Annotated in this window: 22 protein-coding genes, 1 tRNA gene and 1 riboswitch; of the genes, 11 read left to right on the forward strand and 12 right to left on the reverse strand. The window is 56.1% G+C overall.

Annotated elements, in window-relative coordinates; translation table 11 throughout:
* Window positions 1-32: 32 nt before the first annotated feature.
* Window positions 33-112: riboswitch (SAM riboswitch) on the reverse strand.
* A 129-nt stretch (window positions 113-241) separates the two neighbouring features.
* Together FIV00_RS22880 and FIV00_RS22885 are read left to right on the forward strand one after the other, a co-directional pair.
* Window positions 242-1,378: a 2'-deoxycytidine 5'-triphosphate deaminase gene (locus FIV00_RS22880; RefSeq protein WP_152502923.1), complete on the forward strand. Its 1,137-nt coding sequence runs from the start codon at window positions 242-244 to the stop codon at window positions 1,376-1,378.
* Window positions 1,379-1,384: 6 nt separating this feature from the next.
* Window positions 1,385-1,933 (forward strand): YigZ family protein, encoded by a 549-nt coding sequence (locus tag FIV00_RS22885; RefSeq protein WP_152502924.1) that lies wholly within the window; start codon window positions 1,385-1,387, stop codon window positions 1,931-1,933.
* Here FIV00_RS22885 and FIV00_RS22890 read toward each other — a convergent pair.
* Window positions 1,930-2,730 carry an ion transporter gene (locus FIV00_RS22890; RefSeq protein WP_152502925.1) on the reverse strand — a complete coding sequence of 267 codons (801 nt, stop codon included), beginning with the start codon at window positions 2,728-2,730 and terminating at the stop codon, window positions 1,930-1,932. The two genes, FIV00_RS22885 and FIV00_RS22890, sit on opposite strands and share 4 nt — an antisense overlap.
* Window positions 2,731-2,887: 157 nt before the next feature.
* On the opposite strand from FIV00_RS22890, the gene FIV00_RS22895 reads away from it, so the two are divergent.
* Window positions 2,888-2,961 (forward strand) — tRNA-Gly (locus FIV00_RS22895).
* On the opposite strand, the gene FIV00_RS30580 is transcribed toward FIV00_RS22895, so the two are convergent.
* Complete coding sequence (locus FIV00_RS30580; RefSeq protein WP_152502926.1) at window positions 2,950-3,228, reverse strand: DUF1127 domain-containing protein; 279 nt, start codon at window positions 3,226-3,228, stop codon at window positions 2,950-2,952. The genes FIV00_RS22895 and FIV00_RS30580 overlap by 12 nt on opposite strands.
* Window positions 3,229-3,377: 149 nt before the next feature.
* Between FIV00_RS30580 and FIV00_RS22905 the strand changes: the two genes are divergently transcribed.
* The gene (locus FIV00_RS22905) at window positions 3,378-3,830 is read left to right on the forward strand and encodes an Lrp/AsnC family transcriptional regulator (RefSeq protein WP_173006112.1); all 453 of its coding nucleotides are present in this window, start codon (window positions 3,378-3,380) and stop codon (window positions 3,828-3,830) included.
* Window positions 3,831-3,967: 137 nt separating this feature from the next.
* Here FIV00_RS22905 and FIV00_RS22910 read toward each other — a convergent pair whose 3' ends face one another.
* The gene (locus tag FIV00_RS22910) at window positions 3,968-4,894 is read right to left on the reverse strand and encodes a MurR/RpiR family transcriptional regulator (protein ID WP_152502928.1); all 927 of its coding nucleotides are present in this window, start codon (window positions 4,892-4,894) and stop codon (window positions 3,968-3,970) included.
* Between the two features lie 183 nt (window positions 4,895-5,077).
* On the opposite strand from FIV00_RS22910, the gene FIV00_RS22915 reads away from it, so the two are divergent.
* The 5 genes from FIV00_RS22915 (at window position 5,078) to FIV00_RS22935 (ending at window position 10,495) form a co-directional block, all read left to right on the forward strand.
* Entirely contained in the window at window positions 5,078-5,584 is a 507-nt protein-coding gene (locus FIV00_RS22915) for a TRAP transporter small permease (RefSeq protein WP_152502929.1), read from the forward strand.
* Entirely contained in the window at window positions 5,584-6,867 is a 1,284-nt protein-coding gene (locus tag FIV00_RS22920; RefSeq protein ID WP_152502930.1) for a TRAP transporter large permease, read from the forward strand. The genes FIV00_RS22915 and FIV00_RS22920 overlap by 1 nt, the downstream gene beginning before the upstream one ends.
* A gap of 30 nt (window positions 6,868-6,897) precedes the next feature.
* Window positions 6,898-7,938 carry a DctP family TRAP transporter solute-binding subunit gene (locus tag FIV00_RS22925; protein WP_152502931.1) on the forward strand — a complete coding sequence of 347 codons (1,041 nt, stop codon included), beginning with the start codon at window positions 6,898-6,900 and terminating at the stop codon, window positions 7,936-7,938.
* Between the two features lie 89 nt (window positions 7,939-8,027).
* Entirely contained in the window at window positions 8,028-9,494 is a 1,467-nt protein-coding gene (locus FIV00_RS22930; RefSeq protein ID WP_152502932.1) for a M81 family metallopeptidase, read from the forward strand.
* Between the two features lie 149 nt (window positions 9,495-9,643).
* On the forward strand, window positions 9,644-10,495 hold the full coding sequence (locus FIV00_RS22935) for a transporter substrate-binding domain-containing protein (RefSeq protein ID WP_209006669.1): 852 nt from the start codon (window positions 9,644-9,646) through the stop codon (window positions 10,493-10,495).
* On the opposite strand, the gene FIV00_RS22940 is transcribed toward FIV00_RS22935, so the two are convergent.
* Window positions 10,489-11,340, reverse strand: coding sequence for a sterol desaturase family protein (locus FIV00_RS22940; protein WP_152502933.1), 852 nt, complete (start codon window positions 11,338-11,340; stop codon window positions 10,489-10,491). The two genes, FIV00_RS22935 and FIV00_RS22940, sit on opposite strands and share 7 nt — an antisense overlap.
* Before the next feature lie 112 nt (window positions 11,341-11,452).
* Between FIV00_RS22940 and FIV00_RS22945 the strand changes: the two genes are divergently transcribed.
* Window positions 11,453-12,094: an alpha/beta family hydrolase gene (locus FIV00_RS22945; protein WP_152502934.1), complete on the forward strand. Its 642-nt coding sequence runs from the start codon at window positions 11,453-11,455 to the stop codon at window positions 12,092-12,094.
* Here FIV00_RS22945 and FIV00_RS22950 read toward each other — a convergent pair whose 3' ends face one another.
* From FIV00_RS22950 to FIV00_RS22970, 5 genes are all read right to left on the reverse strand, one after another.
* On the reverse strand, window positions 12,095-15,499 hold the full coding sequence (locus FIV00_RS22950) for an efflux RND transporter permease subunit (RefSeq protein WP_152502935.1): 3,405 nt from the start codon (window positions 15,497-15,499) through the stop codon (window positions 12,095-12,097).
* 11 nt (window positions 15,500-15,510) lie between these two features.
* Window positions 15,511-16,926 (reverse strand): efflux RND transporter periplasmic adaptor subunit, encoded by a 1,416-nt coding sequence (locus tag FIV00_RS22955; protein WP_152502936.1) that lies wholly within the window; start codon window positions 16,924-16,926, stop codon window positions 15,511-15,513.
* A gap of 218 nt (window positions 16,927-17,144) precedes the next feature.
* Window positions 17,145-18,119: an Hsp33 family molecular chaperone gene (locus FIV00_RS22960; RefSeq protein WP_152502937.1), complete on the reverse strand. Its 975-nt coding sequence runs from the start codon at window positions 18,117-18,119 to the stop codon at window positions 17,145-17,147.
* 12 nt (window positions 18,120-18,131) lie between these two features.
* Window positions 18,132-19,061 (reverse strand): ornithine carbamoyltransferase, encoded by a 930-nt coding sequence (gene argF / locus FIV00_RS22965; RefSeq protein WP_152502938.1) that lies wholly within the window; start codon window positions 19,059-19,061, stop codon window positions 18,132-18,134.
* A complete protein-coding gene (locus FIV00_RS22970; RefSeq protein WP_152502939.1) occupies window positions 19,058-20,257 on the reverse strand; it encodes an aspartate aminotransferase family protein in 1,200 nt (399 codons plus the stop codon). The genes argF and FIV00_RS22970 overlap by 4 nt, the downstream gene beginning before the upstream one ends.
* Before the next feature lie 440 nt (window positions 20,258-20,697).
* Between FIV00_RS22970 and FIV00_RS22975 the strand changes: the two genes are divergently transcribed.
* The gene (locus FIV00_RS22975) at window positions 20,698-21,234 is read left to right on the forward strand and encodes a GcrA family cell cycle regulator (RefSeq protein ID WP_152502940.1); all 537 of its coding nucleotides are present in this window, start codon (window positions 20,698-20,700) and stop codon (window positions 21,232-21,234) included.
* Between the two features lie 83 nt (window positions 21,235-21,317).
* On the opposite strand, the gene phoB is transcribed toward FIV00_RS22975, so the two are convergent.
* From phoB to pstB, 3 genes are all read right to left on the reverse strand, one after another.
* Complete coding sequence (gene phoB / locus FIV00_RS22980; protein WP_152502941.1) at window positions 21,318-22,016, reverse strand: phosphate regulon transcriptional regulator PhoB; 699 nt, start codon at window positions 22,014-22,016, stop codon at window positions 21,318-21,320.
* Window positions 22,017-22,089: 73 nt separating this feature from the next.
* Window positions 22,090-22,788: a phosphate signaling complex protein PhoU gene (gene phoU / locus FIV00_RS22985; RefSeq protein ID WP_152502942.1), complete on the reverse strand. Its 699-nt coding sequence runs from the start codon at window positions 22,786-22,788 to the stop codon at window positions 22,090-22,092.
* 34 nt (window positions 22,789-22,822) lie between these two features.
* Window positions 22,823-23,584, reverse strand: a complete 762-nt coding sequence (gene pstB / locus FIV00_RS22990) for a phosphate ABC transporter ATP-binding protein PstB (protein ID WP_247649271.1) — start codon at window positions 23,582-23,584, stop codon at window positions 22,823-22,825.
* Window positions 23,585-23,595: the final 11 nt, after the last annotated feature.

Here is a 23,595-nt window from a genome sequence, read left to right on the forward strand (position 1 = left end):
TCCAAACGCAAAAAACCCCAGCCTCAAGACCGGGGTTTGCACCTCCGGCCTTTTTAGCGACTTGTTTAACGTGGCTGCAAGCCGGCCGGCCCAAATCACCACGAAGAGCTTGTCTGTTAAGGGAAAACGTTTCGAAGGTCAATCTCCATCGGCGAAAAGCCTGCCATCCACCACAAAGCCTGTTGGCGCGAGCCGCCCTATCCGTTAAGGACGATAGGCAAGGAATTTGCGGGAAATCCAAATGAACGTCACGGCGGGTCAGGTCTTGAACGGTAGCGCAGCACTTTCAGCCAGCGGCATTTTGCCCGAACGCATCATTCAGGAGATGTTCGCAGCCGGTGAAATATCGTCTGCCAACCCTCCGGTCACCGGCCAGGTCCAGCCTGCCAGCCTCGACCTGAGGCTTGGGAGCGAGGCCTACAGGGTGCGCGCGAGCTTTCTGCCCGGTCCGGCAATCCGGGTTGCCGACCGGCTGGAGCAGCTGAAGCTTCATACAATCGACCTTTCAGAAGGCGCGGTTCTTGAAACCGGGTGCGTCTATATTGTGCCCTTGCAGGAAAGCCTTGCCCTTGCAGCAGACATTTCGGCAACTGCCAATCCGAAAAGTTCCACGGGTCGTCTCGACGTCTTCACCCGTGTCATCACCGACAACGGCCTAGCCTTCGACACCATCCCTGCCGGCTACCAAGGCCCGCTCTACGCCGAGATATCACCGCTCACTTTCCCGATCCTGGTCCGCTCAGGCTCTCGGCTAAGCCAGATCCGTTTCCGACGCGGCCAATCGCTGATTGCCGACGACATTCTGGAAGAGGTGCACAAATCCCACACGCTCATGAGTGGGGGGAACGAGCGGATCGGCAACGGCGTTCAACTTTCAATCGATCTTGAAGGCAATGGTCCCGGCAGCCTGATCGGATACCGTGCCAAGCATCATTCCGGCCTGATTGACGTCGATGTTGTCGGCGCTCAGGACCCACTCGACTTCTGGGAACCGATCCACCGCCGCCAGCGCGGAGAGCTGATCCTTGATCCGAATGCGTTTTATATTCTGGTGAGCCAGGAGGCCGTGCATGTGCCACCTGATTATGCTGCGGAGATGGTGCCTTTCGACCCGTTGGTCGGCGAATTCCGCGTCCACTATGCAGGGTTTTTCGATCCCGGTTTCGGCCATTCCGGAGCCGGCGGCGTCGGCTCACGCGCCGTTCTGGAAGTCCGGTCGCACGACGTGCCCTTCATCGTGGAACACGGCCAGACAATTGGCCGCCTTGTCTATGAGCACATGGCAGAACGCCCGGCCACGCTCTATGGCGAAGGCATCGGCTCCAACTATCAGGGCCAGGCGCTCAAACTTTCCAAACACTTCAGGTCGCCCGCATAGACCGGCATGGCATTCAAGACCGTCACTCGCGAGTTCGAGGGTTTTCTGGAGGATCGGAAATCCCGGTTTCTTGCGCATCTGGTCCCATTTGAAGCGTTTGACCAACGACTGGACGACCTTCGCAAAGAACATCGCAAGGCCAATCATGTAGTCACGGCTCACAGACGGCTTCTGGAAGATGACAGGGTCGAAGAAAGCGGCAAGGACGACGGTGAACCCGCCGGCACGTCAGGCATGCCGACCTTGCGCATTCTGCAAGGGGCGGAACTCATCAACTGCGCGGTGCTGATCGTGCGTTATTTCGGTGGCACCAAACTCGGCGGCGGTGGCCTTGCGAGGGCCTATTCCGGCGCAGCTCAGGACGCCATCAACAACGCTGAACTCGTGCCATTCAGAAAATTGGCCCAAAAGGAGTTCAGCGCGGATTTCGCCTCCAGTTCAAACCTGGAAAAGCGCGTCGAAGCACTTGGACTAAGCGTAGTTGCGCGCCACTACACGGAAGACGGTGTGCGCCTTCTCGTTGAAGGTCCGCAGGAGACGCTCGAGATCCTTTAAGATTTGGTCCTGTCGACCTCGGCCCTGAGCGCTTTCAGTTCGGTCCGCAGCGCTTTCACCTCTTCCAGGATCAGGCCGGTATCGTCATGGATCGCCTGCCGGTTCGCATCGGCCTCGGCATCATGTTCTTCCTGCATGGCCGATACGATAATACCGATGAAGAGGTTGAGCACCGTGAATGCCGTGCACAAGATAAAGGGCACGAAGAACAGCCAGGAATAAGGATAAGCCTCCATCACCGGACGCACGATGCCCATGGACCAGCTCTCCAGCGTCATGATCTGGAAGAGCGTATAAAGCGACGCTCCGAGGTCGCCGAACCATTCGGGGAAAGTTTGCCCGAAGAGCTTGGTCGCCATAACAGCAAAAACGTAGAAAACCAGCGCCATGAGAACAACAATCGACCCCATGCCTGGAAGTGCTGCAATCAGGCCTCCGATCACGCGTCTGAGCGAGGGAACGACCGAAATCAGTCGCAGGACACGCAAGATGCGCAACGAACGCAACACCGAGAGATTTCCACTGGCTGGTACAAGCGAAATCGCCACGATCACAAAGTCAAAAATACTCCAGGGATCCTTGAAGAATTTCAGGCCATGCGCATAAAGGCGCAAGATCAGCTCGACCACGAAAATCCCGAGGATCACCTTGTCGACAAACACAAGCGGTCCGCCAATCTGATCCATCACCGTCTTGCTGGTTTCCAAGCCCAGCGTGATGGCGTTCAGGACAATAATCCCGATGATACAGAATTCCCAATTGCGCGAGGTGACGAGCGCCTTGACCTTGTTTCGCATATATCCGACCTGGAGTGTGCCATCATCATTGGCGCATTTTGCGCCCGCGCGAACATGGCGATTTCTTTGCCGCAGTGCAAGATCAACAGACCGTCGATATCCAACTTCTTGAGTTGACAGACCCGCCCGCTCGGCGCAGAAAGCTGCCGAAGCCCCCGCGGGTGTAGCTCAATGGTAGAGCAGAAGCTTCCCAAGCTTAAGACGAGGGTTCGATTCCCTTCACCCGCTCCAGCAGTTCAACCGCCTCAGTATCCTCTGCGCATCGGTGTCACCGCAATTGGGTGGCACATCGGTCAGCTCTCTCCCAACTAACTTTGAGACTTCTGATCGGCTTAAGCCGAGGTCACGCAGCAGATGATCCGGCATTCGGGCCAGATTTTGCGCGTCTCTGCGGCACTTCGATTGGCGCTGAAGCCTCCCAACAAAGGTCTGCAACAGATCCGGGAATGACGCTTTGGCGGTTTGGAATAGGCTTAGGTTTGCCGTTTGATCGCTCATCTCGAGTGCTCCTTCGTCTTGACTGTAGCGAAGGCTAAAGGACACTCCTGCGCAGAGTGCGCAATTTTCTCACACCCTCAGGAAATTTTCGCATAAACGAGGAATTCATGATATTTTCTCGCAAGAAAACTTTGAATGGAACTAAACTTATGGAACCGCTTGATGACTTCGATCACCGCTTGCTGCGTCTGTTGAGTCTCGATGCGCGCCAGACCGGCAAGGAGCTTTCCGAAAAAGTCGGCCTGTCGCCGGCCGCTTGCCTGCGCCGGGTCCAGCGACTCCGGGAGATAGGCGCTATCCAAAAGGAAATTGCCGTCCTGGCACCCGAAGTGACCGGATCCACCGTCACCCTGCTCGCCATGCTGGAAATGGTACGGGGCCAGCCGGAGCGAAATGCCAGAGCCCGCGAGAAATTGTTGACATTGCCGGAAGTGAAAAAGCTTTACCATGTCACCGGCAAGGCCGACTTGGTGCTGACCATCGAATGCGCCTCCATGGAAGCCTATGCCGCATTCACCGAGAGGCACTTCTATGCAGAGGAGATCAAGGGCTTCGACACGATCGTGGTGCTGAGATCATATGATCCAATGGCGGGAGACTGACACCCGTTTCGCGCTCATGGCCAGCAAGTGCGCTGTGTCTTGAGCATTGTCTTTCACACACAAAAGGCTTCATGTGCCTGGTAGACTGCGCGGGATGGATGGCGAATGCCCCCTTAATGGACTGGCGATTGCCTTGCCTAGTCGCCCAAAGGCTGAGGAGCAGTACGCCCGTGATACGCCGTTAGCGAAGAGCGGATCCGGCGCAGGTTCTCCGTTGTTTCCTCTCTGGTTTCATAAGCGACCGACATGGCGATCGCATCCAAAACTGCGAGGTATGCATAGCGGCTTGCAGTCGGCTTGAAGATATGTGGATCTTCCGGCAGATCGACAACGATCGGAATGGAGACAACACTCGCAAGCCGGCTTCCGGGCTTTGAGATGCAAATAGTATTTGCACCATAAGCTCCGGCAACCTTTGCAGCTGCAACAATCGCATCGGTTTCACCGCTTGCCGAAAACAGGAGCAGCGTGTCCTCACGCCCCAGCGTTGCGGCCCGCATTTGCAGGATGTAACTGTCGTTGACGGCCATTGACGTGATGCCAAGCCTGAAAAACCGGTTGGCCCCCTCCTGCGCAAGCACGGATGACCCTCCGCCCATACCAGCGACAAGAAGCTGCTTGCTGCCTACAATTGCCCTCTTGGCGAGTTCCAGTTGCGCTGGATCGAGCTGTTTACGCATGGCGTTGGTCGTCGCATAGATTGCCGCCAGTACATGGTCGATAGAATTTTCCATGCTGGCCGGCTCTTCACCCACGTCCGGCCGAATATACTGAAGGCTAACGGCCAGGTTCTGCGCCAAACGCAATTTGAATTCCTTGAAACCATCGCACCCAAGAGATCTGCAGAACCGGATCACGGTGGGGGTGGAAACATCGGCAGCCCCCGCAAGCTCAGCGATGGTCATCGTGCTGATGCTGTCGATATTGGCTTTGACGTAATCTGCAACGCGTTGTTCGCGGGAGGCGAGTTGGCCGTCTATGCGGTTCAAAGCGGAAATCAGATCTGCAACGGCAGCCTGTCCACGTTTGGGAAGTTCAGTTTCCGCGCTTTCGCTATCCGACATTTCCTGCTCCCACGCCATCATTTCAATTTGTAATTTAAGTACATTTCTTTTTGAAATCCAGACTCAAGATACAGAATTAAGTGCAAATTTGATATCATTTTTGTACTTTAGTTAGAAATTTTGCTTGATTTTGTAATTTTCTCTCCACACTATGTACTTCAGTTACGTATCTGGGAGGGTGGAATGCAAACGTGGGCACGTCTCGCTAGCGCACGGATCAACACGATCACCGAAGCCGTGGTTGCCTTATTGATGCTGTTGCTGGTGCTGGATGTCTGGCTGGGCGTTGTCGACCGATATTACTTTCATTGGCAACTCCCCTGGCCCGAGGTCATGGCACGCTATCTGATGATCTGGGCGGCGATGCTGGCGATTTCCTGCGGTATTGCCCGCCGCGAACATATTGGTCTCACAGCCTTTTTAAACTTGTGGCCCAAGCCGTTCCAGCGGTCCGTGCTTGTCGTCATGGATCTGCTCGCGCTGAGCCTCTTTGTCTATGTTCTGTGGTTTGGCCTCAGCTTCGCCCACAGCGGCGGAAGTCGGCAGGCAATGATTTTCGGGCTCAGTCTCGAGCCTTTTTATGCAGCCATACCGGTATCTGCCGCACTTTGCAGCGTTCAGCTTGCTCTCGTTCTCGTTCGGGATCTCGGCACTCACCTGGAGTTCCCGACTGAAGAGGAAGCCGTGTGATGTGGGCGGGCCTTGCATTTGTTCTACTGATCCTGTTCGGCATGCCGATCGGTTTTGCCATCGGTCTTGCCGGTGTCGTCGGCCTGATCGACATGGGGGGCACACAGTTCCTGTCCATCGGACCGAGCAAGATCTTCAACGGTTTGAATATCTTTCCCTTTCTCGCCATGCCGTTTTTCATCCTGGCCGGTGAAATCATGAACGGCATCGGAATCACCAACAGGCTCGTCAAATTGGCACAGGTTCTGGTCGGCCGGTTCCGAGGCGGTCTGGCGCACACCAACATGCTGGCCTCTGTTTTCTTTGCCGGATTGACCGGTTCTGCAACTGCAGATGCAGCCGCCTTTGGACGAACGCTCGTGCCGGCAATGGTCAAGGAAGGCTACAAGCGCGACTATGCCTGTGCCGTGACCGCAGCCGGATCCATCATCGGTCCGACAATCCCTCCTTCCGGGCTCATGGTTGTCTATGGCTCGCTCATGGGCGTTTCGATTGCGGGTCTGTTTGCAGCCGGAATTCTGCCCGGTCTTGTCATCTGCCTGGTCTGCATGACGGTCATCGTGATTGGCGGAAACCGGGAAAACCTGCCCAAGGCGGCGCGGGGTGCGACCTTGAAGGAAGTCTGGTCGACATTTGTCAGCTCACTTACGGCGCTGGCCATGCCGATTATCATTCTGGGCGGCATACTCGGTGGTGTTGTCACACCAACGGAAGCCGCATCCATCGCGGTCGCCTATGCTGTCTTCATCGGTGTTTTCGTCTATCGCACACTCAAGCTTAAAGCCTTCTACCAGATGCTGGTGCGTACTGCCCGGATCACCGGTGTCATTTTCGTTATCATCGCCTTTGCGGGAATTCTCGGCTGGTGGATGAGCTTTGAGCGCATTCCGCAACTGATAGCAGAGAATGTTCTAAGCCTTTCCGACAACCGCTACGCAGTTATTGCAATCATCATCGGGCTTTTGCTGCTGGTTGGCATGGTGATGGACATCACCGCGATCCTGATCATCCTTGCGCCTGTCCTCGTGCCACTGACCGAGCAGGTCGGCCTGGAGCCCATTCACGCCGGGATTATCTTCGTCCTTGCGCTGAACATATCGCTGATGACACCGCCTGTCGGCGCTTGTCTTTTCGTCCTGTCCTCTGTGACGGGGGAAAAGCTCGAACGCATATCGATCAAGCTGATGCCCTTCCTGATCGCCGAAATCAGCATCCTTTTCATCTTCGCATTCTGGGAAGACGCAGCATTGCTGCTGCCACGCTTCCTTGGATTTGCCAACTGACCTCATAAGAAACCAGAGAGGACTGAAAACATGAGACTACTTACAACAGGACTGGCCCTTGCCATTTCCATGACGGCAAGCACAGCGCTCGGTGCCGGAGGCACCATCAAGTTCGGCCACGACAACAAGACTGATCCATTTGAAAATCCGGCACATGCTTGCACCGCAGTGTTTTCAAATCTGGTCCAGGCAGGAACCAATGGCAGTGTGAACGTCGAGGTCTTCGGCTCGAACCAGCTCGGTTCGGCTGCAGAACACGTTCAACAGGTTCGGGACGGTCTCATCCAGGCAACTCTCACATCGACCGGGGCACTCGCCAGTTACTATCCGCGTATTGATGTTCTGAACCTCCCGTTTGCGTTTGCAGGCAACGAAGCGACCTACAAGGTGTTTGATGGCGATTTCGGCAAAGCACTAGCTGCCGACATCGAAGCGTCGTTGGGCGATGTGGTTGTCCTCGGCTTCCCGGACACCGGCGGCTTTTTCGCGGTGACAAATTCGCAAAAACCAATTGCGAACCTTGAAGACTTTGAGGGCATCCGTATCCGGACAATGACCCTGCCTTCGCACCAGACGATCATTCAAGCGCTTGGTGCAGAAGCCTATCCACTCTCTTGGGGTGAGGTTTACTCCGGTCTGCAAACCGGTGTGATCGACGGTCAGATGAACCCGGTTCCGATCATCTCCTTTGCCAACTTTTCCGAGGTACAGAAGTATCTGACGCTCACAAACCACCTGTTTTCACCATACACATTCATGATCAACAGGGCCTTTTATGAAGGTCTCAGCGATGAAGAGCGTGCAACGCTTCATGCAGCGGCGGAAAACTGTGTCACCGCAAGCCGAGGCCTGTCGCGCATTATCGAGTCTTCCGAACGCGGTCTCGCCGGACTTATGGATGCCATGGAAGTCACCGCACTGGACGATGCTCAGCGTGAAGCCATGGCCGCAGCGACGCAACCGGCATTTGAAGGCCACGTGAATGAAAACCTCGATGAAAAGGCGGTTGAGCTCCTGACTCTGTTCAAGGCGGAAGTTGCCAAGGCAAACGCTGAAACCTACCTCGACTAATGAAAACGGCCGGTGGGAGATAAAGCCCCCACCGGCCATCCTTTTTGCAACAACAACAAGAAACGCCTCTCATTGGACAGGACACTTCAATGCGCGTCTTCTGTGCTTCCATCGCGACTGAAACCAATACTTTTTCTCCGCTCCGAACGGATCTCGCCGACTTTAAAGAAAGCTTTTATGCCCCGCCTGGGAAACATCCCGAGACCCCAACCCTGTGCAGCGGGGTCTTTCCAGCGCTTCGCAAACGCGCACGTGCCGGTGAAATCACGCTGATCGAAGGCACAGCGACCTGGGCGGAACCCGGCGGGCTGGTCAACACGTCAACCTGGACACATCTGCGCGATGAAATTCTGGGGCAACTTCACGCCGCCCTGCCGCTTGATGCCATCGTTCTCGGACTTCATGGCGCAATGATCGCCGATAGTTGTGTCGACTGCGAAGGCGACCTGATCGCTGCGGCTCGCCAGATTGCCGGACCTGCCGCCAAAATTGGCGTGACGTTTGATCCACACAGTCACCTCAGTGACAAACGCATCCAGAACACCGATATCATTACGGTTTTCAAGGAGTTCCCGCATACGGATTTTGCTGAAACAGGCGAAGCATGTGTGGAGCTCACACTGCGGGCCGCACGCGGCGAAATTGAACCGGTCCTGTCTGTGTTCGATGTGCGCATGATCGAAATACTGCCGACAAGCCGTGCTCCCATGCGCGGCTTCATTGACAAGATGGTCCGTCATGAACAGTCCGGAGCAGCTCTGTCGTTGTCCGTGATCCATGGTTTCATGGCAGGAGACTCTCCCGATCTCGGTGCCAAGATCCTTGTGACCACAAACAACGAGAAACAAGCAGGAGACCAGCTCGCAGAAAAACTCGGATTGGAACTGTTTTCCTTTCGTGGAACGACGCGGCCGGAATTTCTGTCGCCCAGTGCTGCCCTGGCAAAGGCAACAGCACATCCACAAGGACCCGTTGTCATTGCCGATGTCTGGGACAATCCCGGCGGCGGTGTTGCAGGTGATTCAACCATATTGCTGCGCCGGGCACTCGATCTGGGACTGACGGACATTGCGTTCGGTACGATCTGGGACCCTATGGCTGTCCGTCTGTGTCATGCAGCAGGAGAAGGCGCGTGCCTTGACCTCAGGTTCGGCGGGAAAACCGCCTCGGATGCCGGCGACCCGGTCGATGGCAACGTCAGTGTGCTCAAGACACAGCGCAACGCTGTGCAAAGCTTTGGTCAGTCCGTTGTACCCCTTGGAGACTGCGCGGTGATCGATATCAATGGCATTGTTGTGGTTTTGAATTCGAACCGGGCACAGACTTTTTCGCCGGATCTCTTTACCAATCTCGGCATCGACGTCACCGCTCAAAAAACGCTCGTTGTGAAATCCACGAACCATTTTCACAGCGCTTTCGAAACCATTGCTACGGATATTTTATATTGTGCCGTCGATGGCCCCTATCCGAGTGACCCCAGGAACAATGCCTACACAAGACTGGAACGGCCGATCTGGCCGATTGTCGAAAATCCTCATGAGACGGAAGCTGCTTGAGGGATCATAGTCGACTGGACTTAATGTCCGGCCATGAAATGACATTGCGTGCTGACAAGCTGACCCTGAACACGATACTCTGCGCCCACAATTGATTTGGCAGCAAGGCAGCCACTGCGCTGTATCAAGCGAGGCATCGGGAATTCCGCGTGAGGATAGGACAACAAACTTCCATTGGTTTTCTGGGTGCATGCCTGTGCCTTCTTGCGATCATGGTCCAATCCGCAAGTGCTCAGGACGAGGCAATCCGGGTGCCGAATTTCTGGGATCCGAAAGCGGTGCATGATCGTCCCGGTTCGATCCCGGACAAGATCCAGTTTCTTGCAACGGATGGATATCCACCTTTCGTCTTTCGCGACCCGCAAGGTCGCCTGACAGGTTTCAACGTCGATTTGGCACGCGCGCTCTGCCAGGAGCTGGGCAGTTCCTGCGCACTGCGTATCAAGGACTTCGACGTCCTTTTGCCCGCTTTGGATGAGGATGAAGGCGATGCCATCATTTCCGGCCTGTCGCGCAATCTGGCGAGCACACGGCGCCTGAATTTCACCGAAGACTATATGAAACTGCCCGCCCGGTTCATCGTTGCTGCCAACAAGGTGGCGACATTTGACGAGCAGAAGCTGAACGGCGTTAAAATCAGCGTCGAGGCAGGCACACGCTATGAAGCCTTTGCCAACAGGTTCTGGCCGATAGCCGAGATTGTCAGCCTGGAGACGGAAACAGCCGCACGGGATGCAGTCATATCTGGCGCAGCAGATGCACATTTCGGCGATGGGCTCAGCCTTTCATTCTGGTTACCGAGCCAGGCCGCCGATGGTTGCTGCGCCTTTGCAGGCGGTCCCTGGTTGGAGCCAGGCTATTTCGATGAAGGATTGGCAATCGCCACTCGCTCGGACGACCCGGAGCGCGCTGCCGCGCTGACTTATGCGCTCCGTCAGCTGCATCAAAAAGGTATCTTCCGTGAGCTTTACCTGCGGTACTTCCCGCAGAGTTTTTACTGACGGTCCGCCTTTTCTTCCGATGCGCTTTTCGTCTCCGGCTTGGCATCGCCATTTGCCAGAAAAGGAATTGCGAGACTGAAGGGAAAGGAGTGCGCGCGTGGTGTCAGCGCAGGACCCAGGCCAATTTCCATGCCGTCGTGGCCTTTTTCCGGTTCTTCAACATAAGTGCCGAAGAGCCTGTCCCAGATGGATAGGTAGAAGCCGTAGTTGGAATCGGTTTCCCGGCGCAGAACCGAATGATGGATGCGGTGCATGTCCGGTGTGACGATGACAAAGCGCAGGATATTGTCCAGTCTTGAGGGGATGCGAAAATTGGCATGACTGAAGACAGCTGAAGCATTCAGCACGATCTCGAAGACCAACACGGCTTCCCAAGGTCCGCCAAGAGCGACGATCACCAGGCCTTTCCAGACAAAGGACAAAAGGATCTCAATCGGGTGAAAACGCAGTGCCGTGGTAGCATCGACTTCGCTGTCAGCGTGGTGCATCCGGTGGATTCGCCAAAAAATCGGCACCTTGTGCGAAACGACGTGCTGGCCCCAAACGGCAAAATCAAGCACAAGAAATGTCAACAGGCCGGCAACCAGACCGCCCCAACCCAAGAGGCTAAAAAGTCCCCAACCCTGTTCCTGCGCCAGAAGAGCAAGCCCCACGCCGCCAATCGGGAATATGAGGCGCACCAGCAGGGCATCCAGAAATATGATGCCCCAGTTGGTTGGCCAGCGCTTCAGCCTGCTGCTTTTCAGCTGCCGCCGCGGCAACCCCGCCTCGAGCAGAGCCATAAGCAGGAAAATGCCGGCAAAACAGGCCATACGAACCTGATTGATATCCAGCTGTTCAAACATTGCGCCTCGTCGTTGCGGAATGGATCATGCGCCTTGCAAAGGCATCCCAGGCTCTATACGCCAGATACTACCGCCTTTTACATCAAATACCCCTGCGACAGATCACATCATCATGAGCGCCTTCCTCTGGACCCGCCCCGACACGCCTGCCCACACCAGCCTGTTGCTTGCTCACGGCGCCGGGGCACCGATGGATTCAACCTTCATGGAAAAGCTCGCCACAGCGCTGGTTCCCCAAGGCGTGGCTGTTGCCCGGTTCGAATTTTCCTACATGGCCGGACGGCGGACCGGCGGTTCAAAACGTCCGCCACCTCGCGCGGACAAACTGATCAGTGAATTCCAGACTGCGCTGCAGACGATCTTGACGGAAACCGAAGGCCCTTTGCTGATTGGAGGCAAATCCATGGGCGGACGGGTCGCTGCGATGCTCGGCGGCGGCGGGTCTCTGCCCGGTCGGGTGAAAGGGATCTGCTGTTACGGATACCCGTTCCATCCGACGGGAAAACCGGACGCAGACTGGCGAATGGCACCAATCGAAGACGCAAAACGACCGGTTCTGATCCTACAGGGAGAGCGGGACCCCTTTGGCAATAGAGCCGAACTGGACGAGATCAAGCTACCGGATCATGTGTTCATCTCCTATCTGGAGGACGGAAACCACGATTTCGGCCCACGCGGCAGATCCCCGGCAACGCTTGATGGGAACATCGCAGCAGCGGCCAAGGCAACGGCAGACTTCGCCCATCGCCTTTGATCACTCAGCAGGAGTGATCCCGCGCCCACCCGAAGTCGGGGCCGGTAATTGTGCACGGCCACGACGCATCAGAACCAACCCGGCAAGGTCATCTCCGATCTTGATCAGCGCAGGCACGAGAACCAACACAAGCGCGGTTGCCGTTGCCAGCCCGAACACAATGGTAATTGCCATAGGCAGCAGGAACTGGGCCTGAAGACTGGTTTCGAACATCAGTGGCAGCAGACCACCGATGGTGGTCATGGATGTCAGAAGAACCGCTCTCAACCGATCACAGCTTGATCCGACAGCGGCCGAATAGAGCTCCTCTCCCTGCTTCCTGCGCTCTTCGAACCGGGCGACGAGAATAATCGAGTTGTTGACCAGAATACCGGCAAGCCCCAGCAGCCCGATCATGCTCAGGATTGTGAGATTGAAGCCCATCAGATAGTGGCCAACAATCGCCCCGACGATGCCAAACGGGATGATCGACATAACCACAAGTGGTCTGGAGTAACTGGCAAAGATCGCCGCCAGAATGATGTAAATACCTGCAACTGCCATCATTATCCCGGTCAGGAGATCCGAGAAGGCATTCGACTGTTCCTCGGCACGTCCTGCAAAGGAGTATTCCAGACCGTATTTTTGTGCGAGTTCCGGCAGAAATGCCTTGTTGAGTTCGGCGATGATCTCATTGTTGGAAGTGATCGTGCTGTCGACATCCGCAACAACCGTGACAACCGTCTTGCCATCCCTCCTCAGGATTACGGAAAAGCCTTGCGCATCTGTCAGATTGACCACTTCAGTCAAGGGCACGAACTCGCCCGCTGGCGTCTTCAGCGACAGTTGACGAAGCGCCGCCGTCCCATTCTGGTCGAACACCTGTTTCACTCGGACGGCAACTTCCTCATCCCCTTCCGCAAAGCGTCTGGCAATATTTCCTTCAAACGCATTGCGGATTTGCCGCGCTGCGCTTTCGACCGTAAATCCGAGTGTGCGGCCACGGGGGGTCAGCTCAACCAGAAGCTCGGGTTTGCCATAGGGCAGATCGTCTTCTACGCCACTGGTACCCGGAAAAGCTGACAGTTCCTGCTGCAGTTCCTGAGCAGCTGCCTTCAGATCCTGAAGCGGTGCCCCGGTGAGACGGATGTCCAGATCCCGTCCCGGGGGGCCGCCCCGCCTTTCTGCGATGGCGATCCGCGAGGTGCCAGGAATGGCGGGAAGCGCCGCTCGCCAGGCACGCACGATTTCCGGTGTTCTCACAGTCCTTTCTTCCGAAAGCGTCAACTGAACCGAAATGCTTGCAATATTGTCGCCGCGATTGTTTCCGGCGGACCCGAGCGTGACATATGTTGCCTTGACCAGGGACTGATCCGTTCCCTCGGTCAGATTTGCTTCAGCGTCTTTGAGGGCCTTTTCGATGGTCAAGATACCTTCGATTGCCTGCTCTTCAGGTATGCCGGCATGGAAGAACACGGACGCTGTGAGGTTTTCAGCCTCAGGAGAGGGAAAGAAAGTGAAGCCAACACGCCCGCCACGCACCAGACCGACGGCAAGTATCAAGGCAGCAATCGCAATTGCAAATGTGACGTACCGCCAGTGCACGGCTGCAGACACCAGTGCCCTGAATGGGTAATCGCGGATCCAGTTGAACCCGCCATCAAACCCGCGCCGGAACAAGCTTGGTCTTTCTGCACCCTGATCACGCCGTTTGCCGCGCCGCAAGGCAGCCAGCAATGTTTCAATCGCGACAGCGAGAAAGAAACAGCTGGCAATCAGAATGACTTCGAAGGCGAATATCCCGACAGCATCTTTCAGAGCGCGCAATGGATCATCAATCACATCCAGGAAAGGCGGCACGGAAAGATCCGGCTGTGTTACCAAACCTGTCAGGAAGAACGCCGGTGCAGCAGCAAAAATGGCCACACGCCACCAGCTCCAACCCGGACGACTTCCGAGTGCGTGGGAGAGGTGCCCGGGCAGAATAAGAAAACACTCGATTACCGAGGCAAGGACCACCGCGACGACCACGACGGGTAAGGTCCCCATGATCTGCCCAAGCACATCACTGATCAGAAGGATCGGCAGAAAAGCGGCGATTGTTGTGGCGCTGGCGGCGAAGATCGGGGCAAGCATGGTCGACGCCCCGATGATGGCCGCGTCTTCGGGTGTGTCGCCCATGGCCTGCCGCGTTGCGGTGTGCTCGCCAACGACAATCGCGTCATCAACAATCACGCCCAACATCATGATGAGCGCGAACATGGAAATCATGTTGATGCTCTCGTTCATCAGCCACATGATCCCCAAGGTCGCCATCATCGCAACGGGTATGCCGGCGGCGACCCAGAAGGCAATCCTGGAATTCAGGAACAGAAACAGGATCCCAACAACGAGCACCAGGCCGGTCAGACCGTTTTCGACAAGAAGTGTTATTCGTCCTTTGACCGCATCTGCTCGGACATCGTATTTCAACAATTCGAGAGATTGCGGCAATTGCGGGCTGATTTCGGCCAGATAGTCGTCAACGATCTGCGCTGCCTTCAAGGTGTCAGTGTTTTCCGCCCGAAGGATCTCCAGTTCTATTGCGCGAATTCCGTTCGAAAACCCCTGGTTCTCTCCCGTGTCAAAGTCGCGGCTGACATCCGCAATGTCTTTGACCAGCGTTTTTTCGCCCGTTGCGAAGGACTTTACGTCAATTCGGCCAACGGCCTCAGGCGAGCGTTGCTCAGACAAAGCGCGGATCTGACGCTCCACAGCACCGTCAAGACTGCCCGCCGGGAGATCGATTGTGTTTCCGGAAATCTGGCTGGCGACATCGGAAATGGTCAGGTCAAGCCGGCGCAATTCCCGTTCTGGCACCTCAACGAGATATTCCGGCGATCGGTAGCCGTTCAGTTCCACCTTGTCGATCCCGCGCTCAAGAAGATCGTCCCGGATCTGCCTGGCAAACACCTTCAGCGCATCCTCGGAGAAAGGACCCCGCAACGCGATCGTCGCAACGCCATCGGTAAAGGTATTGGAGGATATGACAGGTGTTTCTGAATCTATCGGCAATGTTGTAATGTTCGAAATGGCCTGTTCGACATCGGATAGCGCCACCTGCATGTCGGCACCTTCCAAGAACTCCATTCTGATCGTCGCGCTGCTTTCGCGTCCGTAAGAAACGATTTCATCGAGACTGTCCAAAAACCGCAATTCCGGCTCGACAACTTCCAGAATATTCGACGTAACATCCTCAGCGCTTGCGCCGGGCCAAGTGACCGAAACGGTGATCATTTCAGTTTTGACTGTGGGGAAAAACTGGGTGTTGAGCTTTGCAAGCCCATATGCGCCGAAGAGCACCATGACGGCCATGATGAGATTGGCCGCATTCGGATGACGAACGACGACCTCAAGAAGACCGCGGGACTTTCCTTCAAAAACCATCAGTCGCCCTCCTACCGATTTTCGCCGGAAGCAGTGTCCGTCTGACTGACATTTTGCGGGCCAGCGGCCTCACCACCGGATGCAACGTCCTGAACGAGGAGGCCTTCTCCTGCTTCGGGGATACGTGTCACGAGCAATGTTTCGCCCGGTTCAAGATCTCCTTTTGCCAGGATGAAGCCGTCATCAATGGCAAGCGCCATCACCTCACGCCGTTCAAGCCTGTCATCCTTGACAACGTAGACGGTTCCTTCGCCATAGTAGGCTGTTTCGGGGATCCGGAAGCTGTCGGCATAAGTTTGATCAGGCACGGAAACCTCTACAAATGCACCTGGGCGAAGTGGCACATCCACGCCTTCACTCTCGATAGAGGCGATCAAATCGACACCACCTCTTGTGCTGGCAACGTCGGCACCGATACGTGTCACAACGGCCCGATAGCTGACAGGAACGTTGCCCAGATACCAGGTCACGTCCACAGGCCGCCCGACAACCGTGCCACTTTCCGCAAGCAGTCGGCCATACTGGTTGTCCGACAATGTGAACCGCACTTCGAATTCGTCGCTGCTATAGAGCGAAACAACTGCATCGTTAACGCTGACAAGCCGACCGAGTTCAGCTTCTTCCGAACGCACAATCGCGTCGAACGGCGCCCTCAGGATCGTGTTGCTCAGCTGCCTCTCTGCATTCTCCATGCGCCACTCCAGCCGTTTGATCGCAGCCTTTTGCTGAACCACCTTGGCCTCTTCCAACGCAAGAGAGTTTTCGGTCTGTTCCAGCGACTGCTGCCGCTGGGAGACAAGAAGCTTTCGCTCATCGAGAGTCCGCTCGGTCACGGCCCCTCGTCCCAATAGCTCCTGTGCCCGTTCCAGGTCACGCGCGGCAAAATCCAGTTGCTCCGTGACCCGGACAACATTTGCCTTTTCCAGCCGCACCCGACCTTCGCTTTCCACAAGAGCGGCCTGCGCTTCAGCCAGGTTGGCTTCCGCCTCGGTCACCGCGCCTTCGTAGTCGAAGCGATCAATTGCGACCAGCACTTCTCCTTGCGAAACATGCCCCCCCGCTTTCAGGTTCGGATGAACCTCGACCACCTCACCGGCAACCAGCGTCCTCAAATCAACTTCGCGTCCTGCCATTGTCTCACCGAAGACGTTGATCATCGGGGCATGGTCGCCGCGGACAGCCTCAACCGTGGTTACAGCGTAACTTTTTTCCTGGACAGGCCTCTTGGGAACATCAGGCTTGGTTGCGACAAGCGAGTTCATCCCTGTTACCGCACCGAACAGAATGGCAAATGCGAGCGCAGCCTGAAGAAGGGCTTTGAGCACAATCGCGATCCGCCCGGGCCGCTGGTCTTGCCCCCTGTCCTCAGGTGGCAGAACTTCAGAGACCTGCGTATTGGCGGAATCGGATTTAATAGACTGCAGCATATTCTGTGCACCCGGAGGTCAAGACGCTTCTAAGGCTAAGCTTTGCTTCGCCGGTTCGAAGGATAGATTTCCTTCGCGATGCAAAATTCAAGTCTCACATAAGCGCGGACCTGACGTTTGGCACGTTGAAAAGTGTAACAGAATGTTGCTGGGAGCGAGGTTCGTGCATCCGAAAGGGCAACGGGCGCACTGAGAGTTGCGCCCGTTCATGCATTCGATCAGTCGTCAAACTCGTATTTGGTGCTGCAGAACTCACAGGTGACGACGATCTTTCCATCAATTGTCATCTGTTCGATTTCTTCAGCGCTGAAGCCAGCCAGCACGCCTTCGATCTTTTCGCGCGAGCAGCGGCATTTATCCAACAAAGGCTGCGGCTCGAAGAGGCGTACGCCGCGTTCGTGGAACAATCGGAACAGCAGCATCTCGACGCTGACTTCAGGATCCGTCAGTTCGACATCCTTGACTGTTTCGACCAGCAGCTTGGCTTCGACCCAGGCGTCGTCTTCTTCAACTTCGTGAATTTCAGTGCCTTCGGGTGCATCGCCCGGATCCAGATCCGCCTGGCGCATCCGCTCAGGGGATTCAGGAAGAAATTGCACCACCACGCCACCTGCAGTCCAGGTCCGGTTGGGGCCTTCGCCCTCCTGTCTCGTGAAAAGTTCACCTACGGCCAGGCGGACTTCGGTCGGGATCTGCTCGGACCGTTCGAAATACCGCCGCGCAACTTCTTCCAGCGAAACACCGTCCAGCTCCACGAGACCCTGGTAGCGCTGCATATGCTGACCCTGATCGATTGTCATGGCCAGGTGTCCGTGGCCAAGCAAGGCTTCCGGCGTCGCCTTTCCAGCTTCCATGAGCGCCTCGACCCTTTCGGCGTCATAGGTCGCACAGGCGCGAATAGCATCCGGAGATGCAAAATCGACCACCAGCATGGAAACCGGACCCTGCGTCTGTGTTTGCAGGGTGAACCGCCCGTCGAACTTCAGCGACGTCCCCAGTAAGCATGTCAGGACGATGGCCTCGGCCAGGAGGCGAGAGACCGGTTCAGGATAGTCATGCCGTCCCAGGATGGTCTGCAGCACAGGACCGAGCGCAACGGCACGGCCCCTGACATCCAGAGTTTCAACAGCAAAGGGCCGGACAGCATCCAGCCCTGCGGGCGTGATGCCCAGTTCATCAAGATTCAATGCCACGATGGAATTGCCTTAACTTGCGCCGAAACACCAGGCCAGAATACCCTTCTGGGCATGGAGTCGGTTTTCGGCTTCGTCAAACACCACAGAGTTGGGACCATCCATCACTTCCGACGTCACTTCCTCGCCGCGGTGAGCCGGCAGGCAGTGCATGAACAAAGCGTCGCTGTTCGCTTCCGACATCAGACGGTTGTTCACTTGATAGGCGCTGAGCAGATTGTGACGCGATTCCGCATCATCATCGCCCATAGACACCCAGCAGTCGGTCACGACACAGTCGGTCCCCTTGACCGCCTCATATGGGTCTGTTGTCACGAGAATGGAACCACCCTTGGCACGGGCCGCATCGATTAGGTCTTGCGGCGGTGCCAATTCGGCTGGTGTTGCAATGCGCAGTTCAAAGTCGAGCCGCGGTGCTGCGTGAACCCACGACGCCAGAACATTGTTGTTGTCACCTGTCCAGGCAACACTCTTGCCCTTGATTGATCCGCGATGTTCTTCAAACGTCATGACATCTGCCATGATCTGGCACGGATGCGACACTTTGGTCAGACCGTTGATAACCGGAACAGTTGCGTTTTCGGCCAGTTCATTGAGTTCATGATGGTCGAGGATACGGATCATGATGGCATCCACGAAACGAGACAGGACCTTGGCCGTATCTGCAATGGTCTCTCCCCGGCCCAACTGCATTTCAGCACCGGTCAGCATCAGGGTTTCGCCGCCCAGCTCTCGCATGCCGACATCAAAGGAAATGCGCGTGCGTGTCGAAGGTTGTTCGAAGATCATGGCCAGCACCTTGCCCGCAAGCGGGCCTTCGCCACGACGTACGCCATTGCGGCTGGACTTGATCTTGCGACCGGTGTCGAGAATGGCGCGCAACTCGTCGCCGTCAAATTGGGTCAGATCCAGAAAATTCCGGTAGCTTCCGTTCGCGGTCATTCTGCCGCTCCTTCCACCAGTTTCGCTTCAATCGCCTGCGCAGCCTCTTCAAGGCGCTCTACGGCAACTGAGATTTCCTCTTCGCTAATTGTGAGCGGCGGCATGATGCGCACGACGTTGTCGCCCGCGGGCACTGCCAGCAAGCCAGCATCACGCGCGGCACCCACATATTCACCGACAGGCACAACACACCGTATGCCCAACATCAGACCGTTGCCTCGCACCTGGTCCAGCACTTTGGGATGACTGTCCACGAGGCCTGCAAGCTTTTGCTTGAGATGGAGCCCCTTCTGTTGAACGTCCTCCAGAAAGCCGTCACCAAGCACGACATCCAGCACAGCATTGCCGACCGACATCGCAAGAGGGTTGCCACCGAAAGTCGTTCCGTGCGTTCCAGGTGCCAGCGCTTCTGCGCAGTCCGCGGTTGCGAGACAGGCCCCCATCGGAAACCCGCCGCCAATGCCTTTGGCAACGGCCATGATGTCCGGCTCAATGCCGCTCCACTCATGCGCAAAAAACTTGCCCGTGCGGCCGACGCCGGTCTGGATTTCGTCCAGGATCACCAAGATACCGTGGTCATCACACAGCTGACGCACAGTGCGCAGGAAGTCCGTCGGGATTTCCCGAATACCGCCTTCACCCTGGACGGGTTCAAGCGCGATCGCTGCCGTCTGAGGTCCAAGGACAGCCTTGAGCGCATCCAGATCGTTCGCAGGCACCTGATCGAAACCCGGTGCCTTCGGGCCAAATCCTTCCAGATACTTGGCCTGGCCACCCGCAGCGATGGTCCCAAGGGTCCGACCATGGAACGCGCCCTCGAAGGTTACGATGTGAAAGCGCTCCGGCTGACCTTTGTCGAAGTGGTACCTGCGCGCGCACTTGATGGCAGCTTCCATCGCTTCGGCGCCGGAATTCACAAAAAGCACCTTGTCGGCAAAGGAAGCATCGCAAAGGCGCTGCGCAAGGCGCTCACCTTCGGGTATCTGATGCAAGTTGGATACGTGCCAGAGTTTGGCAGCCTGCTCTTGCAACGCGGATACGAGGTGCGGATGGCTATGCCCTACGGAATTGACGGCAATACCGGAACCGCAATCGAGGAATCGTCGGCCGTCTTTCGCGACAAGCCAGACACCTTCCCCATGATCAAACGACAGGTTCGATCTTGCGTAGTTACCGAATAATGCAGTCTCGGACATAACCTCTTTTGTCTCCTTAGAACGCCTGCACGAAAGCAACGCTCGCGCCCGACATGGGCAACGATGTCAAAGTTACTGTGTCAGGCCAAAATGCAACATGCCGCCCCAAGAGGCGGCACGCTGCGGCTTTCTTATACACCCGTGGCCCCAAGGCCTGTCAATGGAAATGGCGCGTTTCCGCTAGCTGCAGCCTCCGAGCCCAGATTCAGCAAAAGTCTCAAGGGCCTCGCCATACTTGGGGAAAAGTCGCTTCATCCCCAACTGGTTTCCGGCGAATGGTTGCCTGACAAATTAACGTTATTGTAACCTCTTGATATTCAAACACGAGATCTCGTGGGGCTAATCATTATTAGGCACTAGATATGCCATAGTGGGCGTGCCTGCGCATGCCTAGCACGAGGTTAATGGCCGGCAAAACGGTCAAATGAAAAGGTGCGGCAATGAGTTGGACAGACGAACGGGTTGAGCTTCTCAAAAAGCTTTGGAGCGATGGCTTGAGTGCAAGCCAGATTGCGGGTGAGCTGGGTGGCGTAACCCGGAACGCCGTTATCGGCAAAGTACATCGGCTTGGACTGTCAGGTCGCGCAAAGTCCTCATCGTCCAGCAGCAAGCCTCGCCGTCCACGCACCAACGCGCCAGCAACCGGGACTTCCGCACCAAAGAAACCAACGCCGCAGCCGCAGACCATCGGTGCAACAGCCCTGAAGGCGGACATCGCACCGACACCTATCGTCGAGGCAGAGCCAGACCTTGAGCCAATCGCCGAGCTGGTACCAATTTCAGAGCGCGCGTCGATCCTGACCCTGACCGAACGGACATGCAAATGGCCGATTGGCGATCCTGCGACTGACGATTTTTACTTTTGCGGACGTCAGTCCGACGCCGGTGTTCCCTATTGCGCGCACCACTGCAAGATCGCTTATCAGCCGGTTGCAGATCGTCGCCGCGATCGCAAAGTGATCGCCCGCGCGGGATAGCGATCAAACAGCATCGAAAACGAAAAGCCCGCCAGATTGGCGGGCTTTTTGTTGTGATTTTGCGCTTGATGGTCGTCACTTCGTCACGCAACCACCGAAAACTGATCGTTGAACGCATATCCGGCACCACGGACGGTTCGGATGGGGTCCCTGGCTTTGCCCCTGTTCAGCGCCTTGCGAAGGCGACCGACGTGAACATCGACGGTACGTTCGTCGACATAGACGTCATGCCCCCAAACACCATCAAGCAATTGCTCACGTGAGAAGACCCGTCCGGGTGATGTCATTAGAAATTCCAGCAGCCGGAATTCAGTGGGTCCAAGATGGACTTCTTTTGCATTCCTGCGAACTCTGTGTGTTTCACGATCCAGCTCGATATCTCCGGACCGCAGCATTGTGGACACCACTTCAGGACTTGCCCGGCGCAGGATTGCGCGAACCCGCGCCATCAATTCAGGTACAGAAAACGGCTTCACGACGTAGTCGTCCGCGCCTGTCGACAGTCCTCTGATGCGCTCGGCCTCTTCACCGCGTGCCGTCAGCATGATGACGGGCAGTCGCTCGGTGTCTTCCCTGGCCCTCAGGCGACGGCAAAGCTCGATCCCAGACAGACCCGGAAGCATCCAATCAAGCAGCAAAAGGTCCGGTACGCTTTCCCGCAGCCGGATTTCAGCCTCGTCGCCACGAATACACGATTCAACTGTGTATCCTTCCGCTTCCAGATTGTATCTCAACAGAAGACTAAGCGGTTCTTCGTCTTCAACGATGAGTACCTTCGGCATACATCTCGCTCCATATCATGCAGCAGGCACAGGCGCGCCGGCCGGATCGTTCGTTCGCAATTTCGCTCGGCAGTTAGGAAACGCTGGTGGTCTCGTCCAGCTTGGTCCGTTCCTCCGGAAGCCGCTCACCGGTCACCATGTAAAAGACGTTTTCCGCAATGTTGGTCGCGTGATCACCGATGCGCTCAATGTTCTTTGCGCAGAACAGGAGATGGACACACTGCGTGATGACCCTTGGATCTTCCATCATGTAGGTCAGAAGCTCGCGGAACAGCGACGTGTAGATCGCGTCCACTTCCGCATCGGCTTCCTGCACGCGTTTCGCTGCTTCCGGATCCTTGCGCGTATAAGCGTCCAGGACCTGCTTCAGCTGGCTCAGCGCAAGCTCGGTCATGTGCTCGACACCAATCGCAAGTTTTTTAGACCCAAGGCTGTTGTCGATCGCAATAGCGCGTTTGGCAACGTTCTTGGCCAGGTCTCCAACACGTTCCAGATCATTGGCGATACGTGTGGCAGCCGTAATTTCCCGCAGATCCTGCCCCATGGGCTGACGGCGCGCGATCATTTCGATCAGCTTTGCTTCCACTTCTTGATGCAACGTATCAAGCCGTTCATCCTGGGCGATGGTGGTTTTGGCCAGATCCAGGTCCCGTGACACCAGTGCAGAAACGGCATCGGCAAAAGCCTTTTCAGCCAAACCGCCCATTTCGGCGACCTTGCCGGCCATTTCCGTTAGTTCTTCGTCATAGGCAGAGACTGTATGCTCAGACATACTTTGTCCTCTTTAGTAATCTCGAAAGAATTTCTTAGCCAAAGCGGCCAGTGATGTAATCTTGAGTACGCTTGTCTTTCGGGTTTGTGAAGATGTCCTGTGTCGGACCCTCTTCAACCAGAATGCCAAGGTGGAAGAATGCCGTACGCTGGGACACACGCGCTGCCTGCTGCATGGAGTGCGTCACAATCACGATCGTATAGTTCTCGCGCAATTCGTCGATCAGCTCTTCCACCTTCGCGGTCGCAATCGGATCCAAAGCCGAACACGGCTCGTCCATGAGGATCACCTCAGGACTGACGGCAATCGCGCGGGCAATACATAGGCGCTGCTGCTGACCGCCGGACATGCCGGTTCCGGGCTCATCCAGCCGGTTCTTCACCTCTTCCCAGAGACCTGCCTTTTGCAGGCTGGAAGAGACGATGTCATCAAGCTCTGACTTGTTTTTTGCCAGACCATGAATGCGCGGACCGTAGGCGATGTTGTCATAAATCGACTTCGGAAACGGGTTCGGTTTCTGGAACACCATGCCGACCTTGGCGCGCAACTGCACCGGATCGACCTTGGGATCGTAGATGTCTTCGCCGTCAATCTTGATCGAGCCTTCGACACGGCAAATGTCGATGGTGTCATTCATGCGATTGATGGTTCGCAGAAACGTCGACTTGCCACAACCAGATGGTCCGATAAAGGCTGTCACTGAACGCGGCTGGATTTCAATATCCACGTCCTTAATGGCCTGGTTGTCGCCGTAATAGACCTGAACCTTGTTTGCAGAGATTTTGCTGTCGGTCATTTTTATCGCCT

The organism is Labrenzia sp. THAF82 (assembly GCF_009363435.1).
Taxonomy (GTDB): domain Bacteria; phylum Pseudomonadota; class Alphaproteobacteria; order Rhizobiales; family Stappiaceae; genus Roseibium; species Roseibium porphyridii.